This window comes from Microbacterium sp. NPDC057741, from assembly GCF_042798735.1.
GTDB lineage: Bacteria > Actinomycetota > Actinomycetes > Actinomycetales > Microbacteriaceae > Microbacterium.
Genome location: NZ_JBHVJW010000001.1, coordinates 1,364,482 through 1,381,345 on the forward strand (window position 1 = coordinate 1,364,482; position 16,864 = coordinate 1,381,345).

General features: G+C 69.9%; 15 protein-coding genes. 11 read left to right on the forward strand and 4 right to left on the reverse strand.

The window, feature by feature from the left end; genetic code table 11:
- Position 1: 1 nt before the first annotated feature.
- Entirely contained in the window at positions 2-3,532 is a 3,531-nt protein-coding gene (gene mfd / locus ACFVDO_RS06610) for a transcription-repair coupling factor (RefSeq protein WP_378859578.1), read from the reverse strand.
- Positions 3,533-3,675: 143 nt separating this feature from the next.
- Here mfd and ACFVDO_RS06615 point away from each other — a divergent pair, with 143 nt between their 5' ends.
- Entirely contained in the window at positions 3,676-4,164 is a 489-nt protein-coding gene (locus ACFVDO_RS06615; protein ID WP_378859577.1) for a GNAT family N-acetyltransferase, read from the forward strand.
- Between the two features lie 78 nt (positions 4,165-4,242).
- Positions 4,243-4,635: a hypothetical protein gene (locus ACFVDO_RS06620; protein ID WP_378859576.1), complete on the forward strand. Its 393-nt coding sequence runs from the start codon at positions 4,243-4,245 to the stop codon at positions 4,633-4,635.
- Positions 4,636-4,717: 82 nt separating this feature from the next.
- Here the strand turns inward: ACFVDO_RS06620 and rarD are convergent, their stop codons facing one another.
- Both rarD and ACFVDO_RS06630 read right to left on the reverse strand, forming a co-directional pair.
- Positions 4,718-5,617 carry an EamA family transporter RarD gene (gene rarD, locus ACFVDO_RS06625; RefSeq protein WP_378859575.1) on the reverse strand — a complete coding sequence of 300 codons (900 nt, stop codon included), beginning with the start codon at positions 5,615-5,617 and terminating at the stop codon, positions 4,718-4,720.
- Between the two features lie 63 nt (positions 5,618-5,680).
- Positions 5,681-7,912, reverse strand: a complete 2,232-nt coding sequence (locus ACFVDO_RS06630) for a glycoside hydrolase family 3 N-terminal domain-containing protein (protein WP_378859574.1) — start codon at positions 7,910-7,912, stop codon at positions 5,681-5,683.
- A 99-nt stretch (positions 7,913-8,011) separates the two neighbouring features.
- On the opposite strand from ACFVDO_RS06630, the gene ACFVDO_RS06635 reads away from it, so the two are divergent.
- The 9 genes from ACFVDO_RS06635 (at position 8,012) to ACFVDO_RS06675 (ending at position 15,715) form a co-directional block, all read left to right on the forward strand.
- The gene (locus ACFVDO_RS06635; protein WP_378859573.1) at positions 8,012-8,626 is read left to right on the forward strand and encodes a TetR family transcriptional regulator; all 615 of its coding nucleotides are present in this window, start codon (positions 8,012-8,014) and stop codon (positions 8,624-8,626) included.
- A 45-nt stretch (positions 8,627-8,671) separates the two neighbouring features.
- Positions 8,672-9,535 (forward strand): Fpg/Nei family DNA glycosylase, encoded by an 864-nt coding sequence (locus tag ACFVDO_RS06640; protein ID WP_378859572.1) that lies wholly within the window; start codon positions 8,672-8,674, stop codon positions 9,533-9,535.
- A 244-nt stretch (positions 9,536-9,779) separates the two neighbouring features.
- Positions 9,780-10,799, forward strand: coding sequence for a bifunctional diaminohydroxyphosphoribosylaminopyrimidine deaminase/5-amino-6-(5-phosphoribosylamino)uracil reductase RibD (ribD, locus tag ACFVDO_RS06645; RefSeq protein ID WP_378859571.1), 1,020 nt, complete (start codon positions 9,780-9,782; stop codon positions 10,797-10,799).
- Complete coding sequence (locus tag ACFVDO_RS06650; protein WP_378859570.1) at positions 10,799-11,422, forward strand: riboflavin synthase; 624 nt, start codon at positions 10,799-10,801, stop codon at positions 11,420-11,422. The genes ribD and ACFVDO_RS06650 overlap by 1 nt, the downstream gene beginning before the upstream one ends.
- Positions 11,419-12,693: a GTP cyclohydrolase II gene (gene ribA / locus ACFVDO_RS06655; protein WP_378859569.1), complete on the forward strand. Its 1,275-nt coding sequence runs from the start codon at positions 11,419-11,421 to the stop codon at positions 12,691-12,693. Before ACFVDO_RS06650 ends, ribA begins: the two co-directional genes overlap by 4 nt.
- A complete protein-coding gene (gene ribH / locus ACFVDO_RS06660) occupies positions 12,690-13,166 on the forward strand; it encodes a 6,7-dimethyl-8-ribityllumazine synthase (RefSeq protein ID WP_378859568.1) in 477 nt (158 codons plus the stop codon). The genes ribA and ribH overlap by 4 nt, the downstream gene beginning before the upstream one ends.
- Positions 13,167-13,314: 148 nt before the next feature.
- On the forward strand, positions 13,315-13,677 hold the full coding sequence (locus ACFVDO_RS06665; protein WP_378859567.1) for a Fe-S protein: 363 nt from the start codon (positions 13,315-13,317) through the stop codon (positions 13,675-13,677).
- Between the two features lie 102 nt (positions 13,678-13,779).
- Entirely contained in the window at positions 13,780-15,240 is a 1,461-nt protein-coding gene (locus tag ACFVDO_RS06670; protein ID WP_378859566.1) for an MFS transporter, read from the forward strand.
- 64 nt (positions 15,241-15,304) lie between these two features.
- Positions 15,305-15,715, forward strand: a complete 411-nt coding sequence (locus ACFVDO_RS06675) for an MmcQ/YjbR family DNA-binding protein (protein WP_378886844.1) — start codon at positions 15,305-15,307, stop codon at positions 15,713-15,715.
- Between the two features lie 37 nt (positions 15,716-15,752).
- Here ACFVDO_RS06675 and ACFVDO_RS06680 read toward each other — a convergent pair whose 3' ends face one another.
- Positions 15,753-16,784, reverse strand: a complete 1,032-nt coding sequence (locus ACFVDO_RS06680) for a S66 peptidase family protein (RefSeq protein ID WP_378859721.1) — start codon at positions 16,782-16,784, stop codon at positions 15,753-15,755.
- Positions 16,785-16,864 lie beyond the last annotated feature (80 nt).

Sequence of the window (16,864 nt, forward strand, 5' to 3'; positions counted from 1 at the left end):
CTCAGGACGCCTCCGCTTTCACCGGCTCGGGGAACAGCGCCGTGAACAGATTGCCCACCCATTCGATCAGCTCGATGTCCTCGGGCATCGGCACCAGCAGAGCCTCTCCCCCGGCGACGAACTTCGCCTTCGGGTAGAGCCGCTGCAGGCGCACCTTCATCGAATCGGGCAGGTTCGCCGGGGCGATCCGCAGGTTCGACCCCATCGCGACGACATCGGAGAGCCCGGCGCGCGCCGCGCGACGTCGCAGCCGCGCCACCGCCACGAGCCCGCCGACCTCGTCGGGCAGGGCACCGTACCTGTCCGTGAGCTCCTCGACCACGAGATCGATCGCATCGTCGGATGCCGTCGGCCCCGCCGCGGCGGACAGCTTCTGGTACGCCTCCAGACGCAGCCGCTCGCTGTCGATGTAGTGCTCCGGAATGCGGGCATCCACCGGCAGCTCGAGACGCAGCTCGACGTCCGACGACGTGTCCTCGCCGCGGAACGTCGCCACGGCCTCACCGACCATGCGCAGATAGAGGTCGAAGCCGACGCCGGCGATGTGCCCGGCCTGCTCGGCGCCCAGCATGTTGCCGGCACCGCGCAGCTCGAGGTCCTTCAGCGCGACCTGCATGCCCGAACCGAGGTCGTTGTTCACGGCGATGGTCTGCAGGCGATCGGCGGCGGTCTCGCTGAGCGGTTTCATGTCGTCGTAGAGGAAGTACGCGTACGCGCGGTCGCGGCCTCGGCCCACACGTCCGCGCAACTGGTGCAGCTGCGACAGGCCGTATTTGTCGGCGCGATCGATGATGATCGTGTTCGCGTTGGAGATGTCCAGGCCGGTCTCGATGATCGTGGTCGAAACGAGCACGTCGTACTTGCGCTCCCAGAAGTCGTCGACGACCTGCTCCAGCTGGTGCTCGGCCATGCGTCCGTGCGCGACGGCGATGCGCGCCTCCGGCACGAGCTCGGCGAGCTCGGAGGCCACGCGCTGGATCGACTGCACGCGGTTGTGCACGAAGAACACCTGTCCCTCGCGCAGGATCTCGCGGCGGATCGCCGCGGCGATCTGCTTGTCGCTGCGCGCTCCGACGAACGAGAGGATCGGATGCCGGTCCTCGGGCGGGGTCTGCAGCGTTGACATCTCGCGGATGCCGGTGACTGCCATCTCGAGGGTGCGCGGGATCGGCGTCGCGCTCATCGCGAGGATGTCGACGTTGGTCTTCATCTTCTTCAGAGTGTCCTTGTGCTCGACGCCGAAGCGCTGCTCCTCGTCGATGATCATGAGCCCGAGGTCCTTGAAGATCACCTGGTCGGTGAGGATGCGGTGCGTGCCGATGACCATGTCGACGGTGCCGTCGACCAGGCCGGCCAGGGTGAGACGGGCCTCCTTGTCGGTCTGGAACCGCGACAGCGGCCGCACCTTCACCGGGAAGCCGGCGAACCGCTCGGTGAACGTCTCGAGGTGCTGCTTGACCAGCAGCGTGGTCGGCACGAGCATCGCGACCTGCTTGCCGTCCTGGATCGCCTTGAACGCGGCGCGCACGGCGACCTCGGTCTTGCCGAAGCCGACGTCGCCGGACAGCAGGCGGTCCATCGGGATCGGCCGCTCCATGTCGGCCTTGATCTCGTCGATCGTCTGCAGCTGGTCGTGCGTCTCCGCGAACGGGAACGCCTCCTCCAGCTCGCGCTGCCAGGGCGTGTCCGGACCGAACGCGTGCCCCTTGGCGCTCATCCGCGCCGAGTACAGCTTGACCAGTTCGACGGCGATGTCGCGCACGGCCCTGCGGGCCTTGCCCTTGGCCGCGGCCCAGTCGCTGCCACCCATCTTGGACAGCACAGGGGCCTCACCGCCGACGTACTTCGAGAGCAGGTCGAGCTGGTCTGTGGGCACGAACAGTTTGTCGCCCGGGTAGCCGCGCTTGGACGGCGCGTACTCGAGCACCAGGTACTCGCGGGTGGTCTTGACGGCGTTGCGTCCCCCCGAGGACACCTCGCGCTTGGTCATCTCGACGAACTTGGCGATGCCGTGCGTGTTGTGCACGACGTAGTCGCCCTGCTTGAGCTGCAGCGGGTCGACGACGTTCTTGCGCCGCGAGGCGAGCTTCTTGACGACACGCTGGTCACCGCCGATGGTGCGCCCGTAGAACTCGCTGTCGGTGAGCACCGCGAGCCGAGCGTCGGGCACCTGGAACCCTGATTCGACAGTGCCGGTGACCAGGGTCGCGACACCGGCATCCGGCTCCGCGACGAGGTCCTCCATGATGCGGGCGGCGATGCCACGGTCGCCGAGCACATCAAGGGCGCGCTCGACGAGGCCCTGGCCGGAGGCGATGACGACCACCCGCCAGCCGTCCTGCAGCCGCGCCTCGACGAACGAGATCGCGCCGTCGACGTTGCCGTGGAACGACGGGATCACCGAGGAGTCGAGGTTCGCGGCATCCGCGTCGTCGGTGGCGAAGGCGCTCAACCGCCACCACACGCCGTCGCGGTCGCGCACCACGTCGCGCAGCTGCGCGATCGTGCGGAAGTCACCGGCGCCCAGATCGATGGGAGCGGATGCTCCTGACGTCGCGGCGCTCCACGCGGCGTCGAGGAACTCGCGGTTGGTCTCGCCGAGGTTCTGGGCGCGGGCGGTGGCGCGCTCGGGGTCGACGATGGCGGCGGCGGACCCCGGGGGCAGGTACTCGGCGAGGGTCACGAGCGGACCGGCGACGGCGGGCAGCAGCGACTCCATGCCCTCGACGGGGATGCCCTCGCTCATCTTCTCGAGCATCCCGGCGATCGCGGGGTAGCGTCCGACCAGCTCGCCGGCGCGCTCGCGCACCTCGGCTGTGAGCAGCAGCTCGCGGCTCGCGGGCAGCTCGATGACCGGGATCTCGCCGGGCAGCGAGCGCTGGTCGGCGACCGAGAAGGCGCGGATCTGATCGATCTCGTCGCCGAAGAACTCCACCCGGGACGGATGCTCGGCAGTCGGCGGGAACACGTCGAGGATGCCGCCGCGCACGGCGAACTCGCCACGGCGCGAGACCATGTCGACGCGCGAGTAGGCACGCTCCACGAGCTGCTCGACGGCGTCCTCGAGTTCGAGGCCCCTGGATCCGACGCGCAGCTCGAGCGGTGCGGCGTCGCCGAGGTTGGCGGCCAGCGGCTGCAGCGCCGCGCGGACCGAGGCGACCACCACGAGGGGCTTCGCACCGTCCCAGGTGCTGATGCTGCGCAGCGTCTCGAGCCGGCGGCCGACGGTGTCCGGGCTCGGGCTGAGACGCTCGTGCGGCAGAGTCTCCCAGGCCGGGAAGGTGAGGATCTCGGCATCCGAGAAGTAGGCGTCCAGCGCGGCCGCCACCGATTCGGCGCGGCGGCCGGTCGGCGTCACGACGAGCACTGCGGCCGGATGCCCGGCATCCGCCCGCTTCTGCAGCAGGCCGGCGATGACGGGCGCGTCGAGGCCGTCGACCAGCGAGATGTCGGCGTCGGTGGACGCCCAGCTGAGCGCATCGCGGTACAGGTTCGCCTCTTCCAAGGCGCGCAGAATCCCCGGAACAGTCACCGGACAAGTGTATTGCGGACCGCCGACATGCGGGGCGCCCAGCCCGGCCGGTACGGTTGCCCGATGGAAGCCGTCACCTTGCGCACCGACCGCCTCGTCCTGCACGCACCGACCGAGGCAGACGTAGACGCGATCACCGCGGCGTGCCAGGATCCCGAGATCCCGCGCTGGACGACGGTGCCCAGCCCAGCCCGTACACGCGCGATCACGCTGAGGGCTTCGTCGAGCTGATCGCGCAGTGGTGGGCCGACGGCAGCCAGGCGATCTGGGGCATCTACGCCGAGGACGCGCTGGTGGGCGTCGTCGGGCTGCATCACATCACCGACAGCGTCGGCGGAGGTCACGCCGAGCTGGGGTACTGGATGGCCGCCCCGCAGCGCGGCAGGGGCTACCTGGTCGAGGCATCGCGCGCCGCCGTCGACTGGGCCTTCGCCGAACTCGACCTCGCGCGCCTGAACTGGCGGGCCGTGGTCGGCAACGTCCCGTCGGCCCGCGCGGCCCGCGCGCTCGGCTTCCGCTACGAAGGGATGCAGCGGCAGGCCCTCACCAGCGAGCGCGGCCGCGACGACGGCTGGGTAGGCGGCCTGCTGGCCACCGACGACCGCACACCAGTGCGATGGCCGGTGCTCTGAGCGGCAGCGCCGATCTCCGTCAAGAGTTGTCCACAGGCCGTGAACGGCGTCTCGTTCCCAGCGAATACTGTGGCGGGCATGTCACAGCGCGCAGAGGCCGAAGCGGTCACAGAACGCGGATCGTCGCCGCTCGGCTGGACCGCGGTCGGCCTCGCCGCCGTTTCGGTGGCCTTGGGAATCGTGGATGCATGGGAAGTCATCGAGGTCTACGTCGCCTCGGGCTTCTCCTTCGCACTGTATGAGGACCCTCCATCCGGACGACTGGGTGTGGTCGTCGCCCTTCTCAGCGTCATCGCACTGGTCATGGGCGTCTGCGCGCTACGCAGACGCCGAGGGGGACGACCCGCGATCTGGGCGATCATCCTCGCCGCATCCGCTCTCGTGCTGGAGGTGCTGGTCCCCATGATCATGCAGCTGCTGCTCGCCGTGCTGCCGATCGGCTACTTCGTATTCCGACTCTGGACGATGTGACTCGATCGGCCGGTGTCCCGGGCTCGGGCAGGAATGCGCCCGTGATCGACATCGCGAACGCCCGTCTGACGCACCCGCCCTGTCAACGCACCCGGCGCGCCGAGCGGAAGCCGTCGACGGCGAGCACGGCGAGCGCCACCGCGAGGATGCCGTAGACCAGGGCGTCCGCGCCCTGCATCCGCTCGCCGAGCAGCATCGCGACGACGACCAGCAGGATCGGCTCGACATAGCCGAGCAGGCCGAACACCGGCATCGTGAGCATCGACGACGCCGCCAGGTACAGCGTCATCGCGATCGCGCTCGCGAAGCCGATCGCGAGCAGCGCGACGGTCTCGACGCCCGACGACGGTCCGGCCCCGGTCAGCAGGAACAGGACGGCGACCGGCAGCATCAGCGCGATCTCCCAGCCGAACACGATCGGGCCGTCAAGCCCGAACCGCTGCCGCAGCACGAAGTACACCGAGTACGGGACGCAGATCGCGAGCGTCACCCAGGACAGCTCCGGCGTCGCGACGAGCTTCACGGCCACGGCCACGGCCGCGAGACCCACCACCACCCACTGCAGCATGCTCACCCGGTGCTTCATGAGGAACCGTCCGCACAGCACCAGGCAGATCGGCAGGAGCAGGTATCCGAGCGAGGTGTCGAGCGCGTGCCCGTTCTGCGGCGCCCACATGAACAGCCACAGCTGCACACCGACGATCGCGGTCAGCAGCAGCGACAGCAGCGGCATCCACCAGCGCGAGCACAGCCGGCGCCACAGCGTGCGCAGCTCGCGACGGGCCGCCGGGTGCAGCAGCGCGGCGCCGTAACAGGCGAACGCGATCAGAACGCGCCAGGCGAAGACGACCTCGGCCGAGGACGAGACGAGACCGGCGAGCAGGAACATGCCGCCGAACAGGAACGACGCCGCGATCGACGTCAGCACGCCGCGCGCCGACGAGTGCCGCACCGCCACGAAGGTCTCCGTTCTCCGCGGCATCCGACCGCCCATCAAGAATACGGGGCCGGGCTCACGCCCGGCCCCGGGAGGGAGGTCGTCGGCTCAGGCGATCACGGTGAACTCGGCATGAGCGGATGCCGCGGCGTCGCCGCCGACCCAGATGTCGAAGGTCGTGGCGTCCAGAGTCCAGTCGCGGGTCGCAGCGCTCCAGTACCGGCGCTGCTCGGCGCCGATCCGGAACTGCAGCCGACGCGTCTGGCCTGCCGGCACCTCGACGCGCTCGAAAGCGGCGAGCTGACGCAGCGGCCGCGACGCGCTGCCGTGCCGCTGGTGCAGGTACAACTGCGCGACCTCGGCACCGTCACGATCCGAGGCGTTCGTCACGTCGACCGAGACGGTGACCTCGCCTTCGATGCCGCACTCGGCAGCCGAGACCGAGACCTCGCCGTAGACGAACGCCGCGTAGCTCAGGCCGTGGCCGAACGGATAGAGCGGCGTGCTCTGCTCGTCCCAGTACCGGCGCCCCTGCGACTGCGGGTCGTGCGAGCGCGTGACGGCGTGGTGGATCGGCACCTGCCCGACGGTGCGCGGCCACGTGAAGGGCAGCTTGCCGGCGGGTGTCGCGTCGCCGAGCAGCAGGTTCGCGACCGCCGCACCGCCCTGCGTGCCCGGGTACCAGACCTCGAGGATCGCCGGCACGTTCTCGGACGCCCAGCGCAGGTCGAGCGGGCGCCCGCTCATCAGCACCAGCACGATCGGCGTGCCGGTCCCGGCCACGGCCTGCAGCAGCCGCAGCTGGTCGCCGGGCAGCTCGAGGCTCGACCGTGAGGCGTTCTCGCCGATCATGTCCTGCCGCTCGCCGAGCACGACGATCGCGACGTCGGCAGCCGCGGCATCCGAGACGGCGCGGGTGAACTCGGCATCCGCGTCGAAATCTGCCGGGCTGAACGGACCGCTGTCGCCGAACATCTCGAACATCGACGGGAACTCGCGCCGGTCGAACGGCACGCCGGAGGCGTAGGTGACCTCGGCCCGGCCGCCCAGTGCGGTCCGCAGGCCGGCCGCGATCGTGACGGTCTCGTCGAGGTCGTAGTCGAACACCCACGGGCCGATCGTGTCGCGAGCGGAGTCCGCCATCGGCCCGATCACGGCCACGCGCTTCAGCGCCGAGGCATCCAGCGGCAGCACGCCCTCGTTGCGCAGCAGCACGGCGGACGCCTCGGCGGCCTCCCGCGCGGCGACGCGGTGCGCCGGGTCGGCGAGCACGGTCGCTGCGGCATCCTCGTCGACGAACGGCGCGTCGAACAGGCCGAGCGCCTCCTTCGCCGTGAGGATGCGTCGGACGCTCTCGTCGATTCGCGAGACGTCGACGCGCCCGTCCTCGACGGCCGCCTGCAGGTGGCCGAACGCGGGATCGAAGATCGCCATCTCCATGTCCATCCCGGCATTCAGCGCGCGGGCGCCTGCGTCGGTGAGGTCTGCGGCGAAGTGGTGCGTCTCGAGGTCGCGCACCGAGTTCGCATCGCTCACGACGAAGCCCTCGAACCCGAGCGCCTCGCGCAGCACGTCGTGCAGCAGCCACCGGTTGCCGGATGCCGGCACGCCGTTGAGGTCCTGATAGGCGGCCATGATGTTGCCGGCGCCCGCCTTGATCGCCTCATGGAACGGCGGGAAGTAGGTGTTCCAGAGCTCCTGGTCCGAGATGTTCGCCTCGTCGTAGTCGCGGCCGCCGAGAGCTGCGCCGTAGCCGGCGAAGTGCTTCGGGCCGGCGATGACGTGCTCGGGCGTGCCGATGCGCTCGCCCTGGAAGCCACGCACCTGAGCGGCGGCGACCATGCCGCCCAGCAGCGGGTCCTCTCCCGCGCCCTCGATCATGCGGCCCCAGCGCGGGTCGCGCGCGATGTCGACCATGGGCGCGAACACCCAGTTGATGCCGACGGCCCGCGCCTCGCGCGCGGCGACCGCCTGCGAGCGCTCGATCACGTCGGCGTCCCAGGTCGCGGCGAGCGCGATCGGCACGGGGAAGATCGTCCGAAGACCGTGGATGACGTCGAAGCCGAACAGCACCGGGATGCCGTGCCTGCTGCCCTCGATCGCCTGACGCTGCAGGCGGTTGGTCTCGGCCGGGTCGTTCACGAACAGCAGGGCGCCGGCACCGCCGGTCGCCAGGGCGCCCTCGACGAGGTCGGCCTGCGACGGTGCGCCGTCCGGGGTCTCGGCCCCTCCGTCGATCGCGCCGAAGTAGAAGTACTGCGTCAGCTGGCCGAGCTTCTCCTCGAGCGTGAGCTCTGCGAGCAGCCGCTCGACCCGCTCGCTCCCGGTCTCCGAAGTCATCCGTGATCCTTCCCTCGTATGCAGGGTGCGTCCTCGCCACCCGTTGTCGAAAATATACCAGGTGCTCGGTATTCGTGAGTGCCGAAGTAGGATCGGGCTGTGCCAGCAGCCCCCTCCCGCCGCCGCGGACCGTACGCGAAGAGCGCGGCCACGCGCGCCGCACTGCTCGAGGCTGCAGTCGCCGCGTTCGGCGAGTCCGGCTACAACGGAGCGTCGCTGCGCGACATCGCCGCGCGCGCGAACGTCACCCAGACCGGACTCCTGCATCACTTCCCCAGTAAGGTCGCACTGCTCGAGGCCGTGCTCGACGAGCGCGACAGTGCGGACTTCACAGCGATCTCGGAGTTCCTCGGCGAGGGCAGCTCGGTGATCGACGCCCTGATCCTGCTCGTCGAGCGCAACCAGCGGCAGCGCCCGATCATCGAGCTGTACACCGCTCTCTCGGCGGAGGCCACCAGCGAGGACCACCCCGCGCACGCCTACTTCCAGCGCCGGTATGCGCGAGTCGGCGCCGAGCTCGCCGCCGACTTCGCGAAGCTGCGGGACGACGGAATGCTGCGCGAGGGCGTCTCTCCGCAGAGCGCGGCGCGCATCACGATGGCGGCACTCGACGGCCTGCAGGTGCAGTGGCTGCTGGCACTCTCCGACGAGGACGCAGAGCCCGTGGACATGGTCGCCGAAGCGCGGCAGTTCCTGTCGCTGCTGCTGCGATAGCGGCACCCCTGGCCGGATGTCGCATCCCGGTGACAGGATGAACGCATGCCCGAGATGCCGGAGGTGCAGGGGCTCGTCGACTATCTCGGCGAGCGGGCGGTGGGTCATGCGATCACGCGCACGAGCGTGGGCGAGATCGCCGCACTGAAGACCTACGATCCGCCGAACACCGCACTGCACGGTGCGACGATCACGTCCACCGCCCGGCACGGCAAGTTCGTCGATCTCTCCTGCGGCGACGATCTGCACCTGGTCTTCCACCTCGCCAAGGCCGGCTGGCTGCGCTGGTACGACGCGCTGCCGACCACTCTCATCAAGCCTGGGAAGAGCCCGATCGCGCTGCGCGTGGCGCTCGACGACGGCAGCGGCTTCGACCTCACCGAGGCGGGCACGAAGAAGTCGCTCGCGGTGTACGTGGTGCGTGATCCCGAGGATGTGCCCGGCATCGCCCGGCTCGGACCCGATCCGTTCGACCCCGCGTTCACGCGCGACGCGTTCGCCGCGCTGCTGGCCGGCCGGCGCACGCAGATCAAGGGCCTCCTGCGCGATCAGGGGCTGATCGCCGGCATCGGCAACGCCTACTCCGACGAGATCCTGCACGCCGCGAAGATGTCGCCGTACGCGCCGGCCGCGAGCTTCGACGACACCGAGATCGACCGGCTCTACGACGCGATGCAGACCACGCTGCGCGATGCCACGGCCGAGGCGTCCGGCAAGCCGCCCGCCAGCCTCAAGGACGCGAAGCGGTCGGGCTTCCGCGTGCACGCCCGCCGCGGCGAGGCATGCCCGGTGTGCGGCGACACCATCCGATCCGTGTTCTTCGCCGACCGCAGCCTCGAGTACTGCCCCACCTGCCAGACCGGTGGCAAGGTGCTCGCCGACCGCCGGCTGTCGCGGCTGCTGAAGTAACGCGGCTTCACGGGAATGAATCGACGGATGCCGCGTTGACTAGACTCAGAGCATCAACGTGCTCCGGGGTCGGTGAGAATCCGAACCGGCGGTGAAAGTCCGCGAACGCCCGTCAGGGCGCCGATCCGGTGGAACTCCGGAACCGACGGTGATGTGGGAGGCGACTCCCAGGTAGTCCGGATGAGAGGAAGCACGGCGCGCACCAGCGCGCCTCGGCACCCCCGGAGTCCGGAAAGGACGGCGGATGACAGTGACCGAGGCGGAACGCGATGCGATGTCGCGCGCGCTCGCACTGGCAGCGAACGGCCCCCGCGGTCTGAACCCGCAGGTCGGAGCGGTGATCCTCTCGCCGGCGGGCGAGATCATCGCCGAGGGCTGGCATCACGGCGCCGGCACCCCGCACGCCGAGGTCGATGCGCTCTCGAAGCTCGTGCCCGGCGCCGCGCAGGGCGCGACCGCGATCGTCACCCTCGAGCCGTGCAACCACACCGGACGCACCGGCCCCTGCTCCCAGGCGCTCATCGACGCGGGAGTCGCCCGCGTCGTGTACGCGCTCGACGACCCGAGCGAGAAGGCCCGCGGCGGCGCCGAGCGGATGCGCGCGGCGGGCGTCGATGTGCTCTCCGGCGAGCAGCGCGACGCCGCAGAGGCCCTGATCAGCGACTGGCTCGCCGTGCAGCGGCTCGGCCGACCGATCGTCACGGTGAAGTGGGCGCAGAGCCTGGACGGACGTGCCGCGGCAGCCGACGGCACCAGCCAGTGGATCACCGGACCCGTCGCCCGCGCCGATGTGCACGCGCGCCGCGCGGAATCCGACGCGATCGTCGTCGGCACCGGGACCGTGCTCGCCGACGACCCCTCGCTCACCGCACGCGACGGCGACGCGCTCCACCCGCACCAGCCCGTCCCTGTCGTGATCGGATCGCGCGAGACGCCGGCGGATGCGGCGGTGCGGAGGCATCCGCACGCCCCGCTGTTCTACGGCCGCGACCTCGCGGCCGCGCTCGAGGACCTGCGCGAGCGCGGTGTGCAGCGCGTGTTCGTGGAGGGCGGCCCGACCCTCGCGAGCGCCTTCCTGGCGCAGGGCCTCGCCGACGAGATCCTCGCCTACGTCGCACCGGTGCTGCTGGGCGGCGACCGGCTCGCGCTCACGGACATCGGCGTCGGCACCATCGCCGACGCCCGCAGACTCGTGGTCGACGAATGGCGCCCGCTCGGTGCGGACCTGCTCGCGATCGCACATCTCGTGGAAGAAGGAGACTGATGTTCACCGGAATCATCGAGGAGATCGGCGAGGTCACCGCGATCACCCCCTCAGGCGACGGCTGGCGCCTCACCGTGCGCGCGCCCGGCGCCGCATCCGATGCCGTGCACGGCGAGTCGATCGCCGTCAGCGGTGTGTGCCTGACCGTCGTGGGCTCCACCGCCGACACGTTCGACACCGACGTGATGAAGCAGACGCTCGACGTCTCGGCGCTGGCATCCGTCCAGGTCGGCACCCGCGTCAACATCGAGAAGGCGATGCCGGTGGGCGCCCGCCTGGGCGGCCACATCGTGCAGGGGCACGTCGACGGCACCGGTGAGGTGCTCGAGGTGCGCCCCGGCGATCAGTGGAGCGTGCTGCGCATCTCGCTGCCCGCCGACCTCGCCCCGCTCGTGGTCGACAAGGGGTCGATCGCCGTCGCCGGCACCTCGCTGACCGTCAGCGCGGTGAGCCCCGCGGGTGCCTCCGCCGCATGGTTCGAGGTCTCGCTCATCCCCGAGACCCTGACCGCCACCATCCTGGGCGCGCTCGCCGTCGGCGACCGCGTCAACCTCGAGACCGACATCCTGGCCCGTCACGTCGAGCGTCTGCTCGCGTTCCGATCGGAAGGAGGCTCGCGATGAGCCTGTCCACCATCACCGAAGCCGTCGACGCTCTGCGCGCCGGCCGCCCCGTCATCGTCGCCGACGATGAGAACCGCGAGAACGAGGGCGACATCATCATCTCGGCCGAGCTCGCCACGCCTGAGACCATGGCGTGGATGGTGCGCTGGACCTCGGGTCTGATCTGTGCACCGATGCCCGCCGACCTCGCCGACCGGCTGAACCTGCCGCCGATGGTCGAGACGAACGAGGATGCCCGTTCCACGGCCTACACGGTCAGCGTGGATGCCGCAGAGGGTGTCACCACCGGCATCAGCGCCCATGACCGCTCGCTGACGCTGAACGTGCTGGCGAACCCGGAGTCGACCGCGACCAGCGTCATCCGTCCCGGCCACATCCTGCCCCTGCGCGCGGTCGACGGCGGCGTGCGCCAGCGCGGCGGCCACACCGAGGCCGGGGTCGAGCTGATGAGGCTGGCCGGCCTGCAGCCGGTCGCGGCGATCGCCGAGGTCGTCGCAGAGGACGGCAGCATGATGCGCCTGCCCGCACTGATGGAGCTCGGTGAGCGCGACGGTGTGCCGGTCATCACGATCGAGCAGCTCATCCGCCACCTGAACGAGACCGACCCTCGTGACGAGGCCGACTGCGTCGCGCAGAAGACGCAGCGCCGGGTGAGCCTGCGCGCCGACGCCACCGTGCCCACCGAGCACGGCACCTTCCGTTTCCTGGCGTACAAGGACCGCATCACCGGCACCGACCACATCGCGGTCGTCTCCGGCGAGCCGGGCGAGACCGCCCTGGTGCGCGTGCACTCCGAGTGCCTGACCGGTGAGGCCTTCGGCTCGCTCAAGTGCGAGTGCGGGCCGCAGCTGCAGGCCGCACTCGACGCGATCGAGCAGGAGGGCGGCGTGGTCATCTACATGCGCGGCCATGAGGGCCGGGGCATCGGACTGATCAACAAGCTGCGCGCGTATGCGCTGCAGGAGGAGGGCCTCGACACCGTCGACGCCAACCTCGCCCTGGGGCTGCCCGCCGACGCCCGCGAGTACGCGGCCGCCGCCGGCATCCTCTCCGACCTCGGCGTCTCGAAGGTTCGCCTGCTGACCAACAACACCGACAAGGTGAAGCAGCTGCGCGAGCTGGGCCTCGACGTCGTCGAGCAGGTCCCGCTGATCGTGGGTGTCGGCCCGAACAACCACCAGTACCTCGAGACCAAGCGCGACCGCATGGGCCACATCATCGGCGAGACCGAACTCGCCGAGGCCCTCGCGCACGGAAAGGACAACGCATGAGCGGCGCAGGAGCACCTACGCAGCAGGCCCCGATCGACGGCACCGGCCTTCGCGTCGTCGTCGTCGCCGGCACCTGGCACGACGTGATCACCGGCGGACTCATCGCGGGCGCGCAGCGCACGCTCGACGCCGCGGGCGCAACGCACTCGCTGGTGCGCGTGCCCGGCTCATTCGAGCTGGCGCTCGCCGCGCAGGCCGCCTTCGCCGGTGGTGCCGATGCGGTCGTCGCGCTCGGCGTGATCATCCGCGGGGGCACCCCGCACTTCGAGTACGTCTCGGCGGCGACCACCGACGGCCTGAACAGGGTCGCGCTGGATGCCGGCAAGCCGGTCGGCTTCGGAGTGCTGACCCTCGACGACGAGCAGCAGGGCATCGACCGTGCAGGTCTGCCCGGCTCGAAGGAGGACAAGGGCGCCGAGGCCGCGGATGCCGCGCTGCGTATGGCCCGCGTCGTCGCGGAGCTGCGCGGCTGACGTCCTTCGTCTCGCTGCGCTCGCTCAGGACCCGGAAACCCCGGTTCCTGAGCGAGGAGCGCGGCGACGAGAGACGAGCGCAGCGACGAGACGAAGGATGCTCGACGACCCGTGGATGTACCGGCACCCGCTCCGCTAGCCTGAAGCCATGGAAACCCTCCGCGAGATCGTCGTGTTCATCCATCTGCTCGGCTTCGCCACGCTCTTCGGCGCCTGGCTCGCGCAGGCGGTCGGCGGAAAGCACCAGTTCACGCAGCTGATGAACGTCGGGCTGGCGATCGCGGGTGTCGCGGGCCTGGCACTCGCTGCTCCGTGGGGCATCGACTGGACTCCCGGTATGAGCTTCTACATAAAGATCACGGTCAAGCTCGTGGTCCTGATCATCATCGGCGGTCTGATCGGCATGGGCATGGCGAAGCAGAAGCGCGGCGACGCGGTGCCGGCCGGCGCGTTCTGGGCTGTCGGCGTGCTCGCACTTCTGAACGCCGCGCTCGGCTTCTTCTGGCACTGAGCCTTCGTCAGACACCGAGCCGCGCGGTAGCGCTGCCCCGGAGGGGGCGGCCATCCCCTAGACTCCGATCCAGCGCTGGGAACGCACGACCGGAGGATCACCATGACCACGACAAGCGCGCCCGCGAACCCCCGATCACGGGTCATACTCGCGAGCCTCATCGGCACGACGATCGAGTTCTACGACTTCTACGCGTACGCCACGGCTGCCGTGCTGGTCTTCCCGATCCTGTTCTTCCCCACCGGCAACGACACCACCGCCCTGCTCGCCTCGTTCGCCGTCTTCGGCGCCGCCATGGTGGCACGGCCGATCGGCGCGATGGTGTTCGGCCACTTCGGCGACCGGTACGGCCGCAAGGCCACGCTCGTGGCGTCCCTGCTCACGATGGGTATCGCGACGTTCCTGATCGGACTGCTGCCCACGTTCCAGCAGATCGGCTGGGTGGCGGCGCTGCTGCTCCTGCTGCTGCGCCTGGCCCAGGGCTTCGCGCTCGGCGGTGAGTGGTCGGGGGCCGCGCTGGTCGCCACGGAGAACGCGCCCACGGGCAAGCGCGCCTGGTACGGCACCTTCCCGCAGCTGGGTGCCCCGCTCGGGTTCATCATCGCCAACGGCCTGTTCCTGATCATCAACTTCGCGCTGCCGCACCAGTCCGACCCGGCACTGAAGTCCGCGGCATTCCTCGACTGGGGCTGGCGCATCCCGTTCCTGTTCTCGGCCGTGATGGTGATCATCGGACTGTGGGTGCGTCTCAAGCTCGTCGAGTCCGACACGTTCAAGAAGGCCGAGGACAAGGGCGTCATCCGCAAGATGCCGCTGGCCACCGTGTTCCGGCACTACTGGAAGCAGCTCATCCTCGGCACGTTCATCATGCTGGCGACCTACGTGCTCTTCTATCTGATGACGAACTTCACGCTCAGCTACGGGACCAAGCCGGCGACGCTCGAGGCTGCGTCCGCCGCCGCGCAGGCCGCCGCAGAGGCGAAGGGCCTCCCCTTCGATGCGGCCACGTTCGCCGCGCAGTTCTATCCCGGCCAGGGCTTCGGCTACACGAACTTCGTGCTGATGCAGATCGTCGGCGTGGTGTTCTTCGGCATCTTCACGATGGTGTCCGGGCCGTGGGCCGACCGGATCGGCCGACGCAAGCTGCTGATCGGCGTGACGATCGCCATCATCCTGTTCGGCCTCACCTTCCCCTGGTTCCTCGGACCGGTGGCGAGCGACCCCAACGGCGTCGCGATGACCCAGGCGTTCCTGATCCTCGGCTTCCTGCTGATGGGCCTGAGCTTCGGCCCGATGGGCGCTCTGCTGCCCGAGCTGTTCCCGACGAATGTGCGGTACAGCGGGTCGGCGATCGCGTACAACGTGTCGTCGATCCTCGGCGCCGCCGTCGCCCCGCTCATCGCCGTGTGGCTCTGGGCCTCGGCCGATGGATCGTCGTGGATGGTCGGCATCTACCTCTCGGTGATGGCCGTGCTGACCCTCATCGCGCTGATCCTCTCGCCCGAGACGAAGGATCGCGATTACGAGGACGACCTCGGCATCGCGGCGCAGCCGCAGCTGTAGCCGCATCGTCAGAAGAGCCGCCGATGCCCGTGCATCGGCGGCTCTTCGCGTCTACGCTGGCCGCATGGCGACGCTCGACGATGTGCGCAGGATCGCTCTGGAGTTCCCTCGCGTCTCCGAGAAGGTGGAGGGCCACGGCGGCGGCGCCTCCTGGCGCACCGGCGCGGGGATGCTGGCCTGGGAGCGCCCGCCTCGTCAGCACGATCTCGAGCAGCTGGACGCGCTCGGCCGCGAATGGCCGGGAGGCGTGATCGTCGGCATCCGCGTCGACGGCGAGCAGGCGAAGGCCGCGCTGCTCGAGACCTATCCCGACGTGTTCTTCACGATCCCGCACTTCGACGGCTTCCCCGCCGTGCTCACCAGGCTCGACGTGATCGACGAGCAGCTGCTGCGCGAGACACTGACGGATGCCTGGCTGCTCCGCGTCCCTCGCACGGTGGCGAAGGCGTGGCTCGCCGAGCACGGGCTGGAGTAGCGCTCAGTCCGCGAGCTCCGCAGCCGTCACGCCACGTTCAGTACTGCGCCGTCACGGTGCGGGCGGCTCCGTCGAGTGCCACCGTGCCTCCGTAGGGCAGGATCCACTGCGGGCGGGTGTGCCCGAACGGCACGCCGACGCACACGACGGCATCCGGGTTGTACCGTGCGACCTCGCCGATGACGGCGTCACGCTGGGCGGCGCGCAGCTCGGCCCGCTCCGTCGGCGACGGTCGCACATCGAAGTTGCTGACCACGGGCCGAGCGACCATCACGCCCGCCACAGCCGAGAGGATGCCGCGCTCGCCGAGACTGCGCGTCCACCGGCGCACCCAGTCCGCGCGAGGCAGCTCCTCGCTGGTCTCCAGCAGCAGGATCGAGCCCTCGAGAGCCTCGACGGTGGGCAGCCGACCGGCGATGGCGAGCTCGTCGATGACCTCGAAGCATCCGCCCCAGGTCTGCCCGGCCACTCGTCGCGCGGGCCCGGCCCAGACCCACGGCTCGGTCGGCTCGCGCTCGCCGAACGAGGTGAGTGACTCGGGGCTATCCCAGCGCTGACCGAAGTCCTCCGACTCCCCCGGTTCGGTGAGCTCGATCTCGCCGCCCTCGAACAGCGCGGCGCGCAGAGAGCGCAGATGAACGTCGTCGATACCCGGCCCCGCCCCGAGATGCACCTGAGTGGACCCTCCGTAGAAGCTCGCGATGCCGTGCATCCAGAGCCAGTTGTGGATGTTGGTGTTGTCGCTGTACCCGAGGAACGGCTTCGGGTCTGCCTGAGCGACCACCGGATCGAGGTGCGGCGTGACGAGGATCTGGTCATCACCGCCGATGGTTGCGAGGATCGCTCGGATGCTCGGATCGGCGAAGGCCGCGTTCACGTCGGCCGCGCGGGCCTCGGGGCTCGCGTCCAATTGCCGTGTGGTCGGGTATTCCACCGGGATCAGCCCGGTCTCGTCCCTCAGCCGGCGCATCGCCTGCTCGTGGATCGCCGCCGAGGCCGCCGGCGCGGCGAAGGCCGGCGAGAGGACGGCGGCACGATCACCGGGACGGGCTTTCGGCGGAATCAGCATCCGCCCACCCTGCCACACATCTTGTACCTTGATCGAGACACAAGTTGTGATAGACATATGACACAAACAGTTCAGGAGGC

Excerpts from the sequence above, each read along its gene's own strand:
- ACFVDO_RS06620 (WP_378859576.1), top strand. The coding sequence starts at position 4,243 with ATGTCACAGCGCGCAGAGGCCGAAGCGGTCACAGAACGCGGATCGTCG.
- rarD (WP_378859575.1), bottom strand. The coding sequence starts at position 5,617 with ATGCCGCGGAGAACGGAGACCTTCGTGGCGGTGCGGCACTCGTCGGCG.
- ACFVDO_RS06630 (WP_378859574.1), bottom strand. The coding sequence starts at position 7,912 with ATGACTTCGGAGACCGGGAGCGAGCGGGTCGAGCGGCTGCTCGCAGAG.
- ACFVDO_RS06640 (WP_378859572.1), top strand. The coding sequence starts at position 8,672 with ATGCCCGAGATGCCGGAGGTGCAGGGGCTCGTCGACTATCTCGGCGAG.
- ribD (WP_378859571.1), top strand. The coding sequence starts at position 9,780 with ATGACAGTGACCGAGGCGGAACGCGATGCGATGTCGCGCGCGCTCGCA.
- ACFVDO_RS06650 (WP_378859570.1), top strand. The coding sequence starts at position 10,799 with ATGTTCACCGGAATCATCGAGGAGATCGGCGAGGTCACCGCGATCACC.
- ribA (WP_378859569.1), top strand. The coding sequence starts at position 11,419 with ATGAGCCTGTCCACCATCACCGAAGCCGTCGACGCTCTGCGCGCCGGC.
- ribH (WP_378859568.1), top strand. The coding sequence starts at position 12,690 with ATGAGCGGCGCAGGAGCACCTACGCAGCAGGCCCCGATCGACGGCACC.
- ACFVDO_RS06665 (WP_378859567.1), top strand. The coding sequence starts at position 13,315 with ATGGAAACCCTCCGCGAGATCGTCGTGTTCATCCATCTGCTCGGCTTC.
- ACFVDO_RS06670 (WP_378859566.1), top strand. The coding sequence starts at position 13,780 with ATGACCACGACAAGCGCGCCCGCGAACCCCCGATCACGGGTCATACTC.
- ACFVDO_RS06675 (WP_378886844.1), top strand. The coding sequence starts at position 15,305 with ATGGCGACGCTCGACGATGTGCGCAGGATCGCTCTGGAGTTCCCTCGC.
- ACFVDO_RS06680 (WP_378859721.1), bottom strand. The coding sequence starts at position 16,784 with ATGCTGATTCCGCCGAAAGCCCGTCCCGGTGATCGTGCCGCCGTCCTC.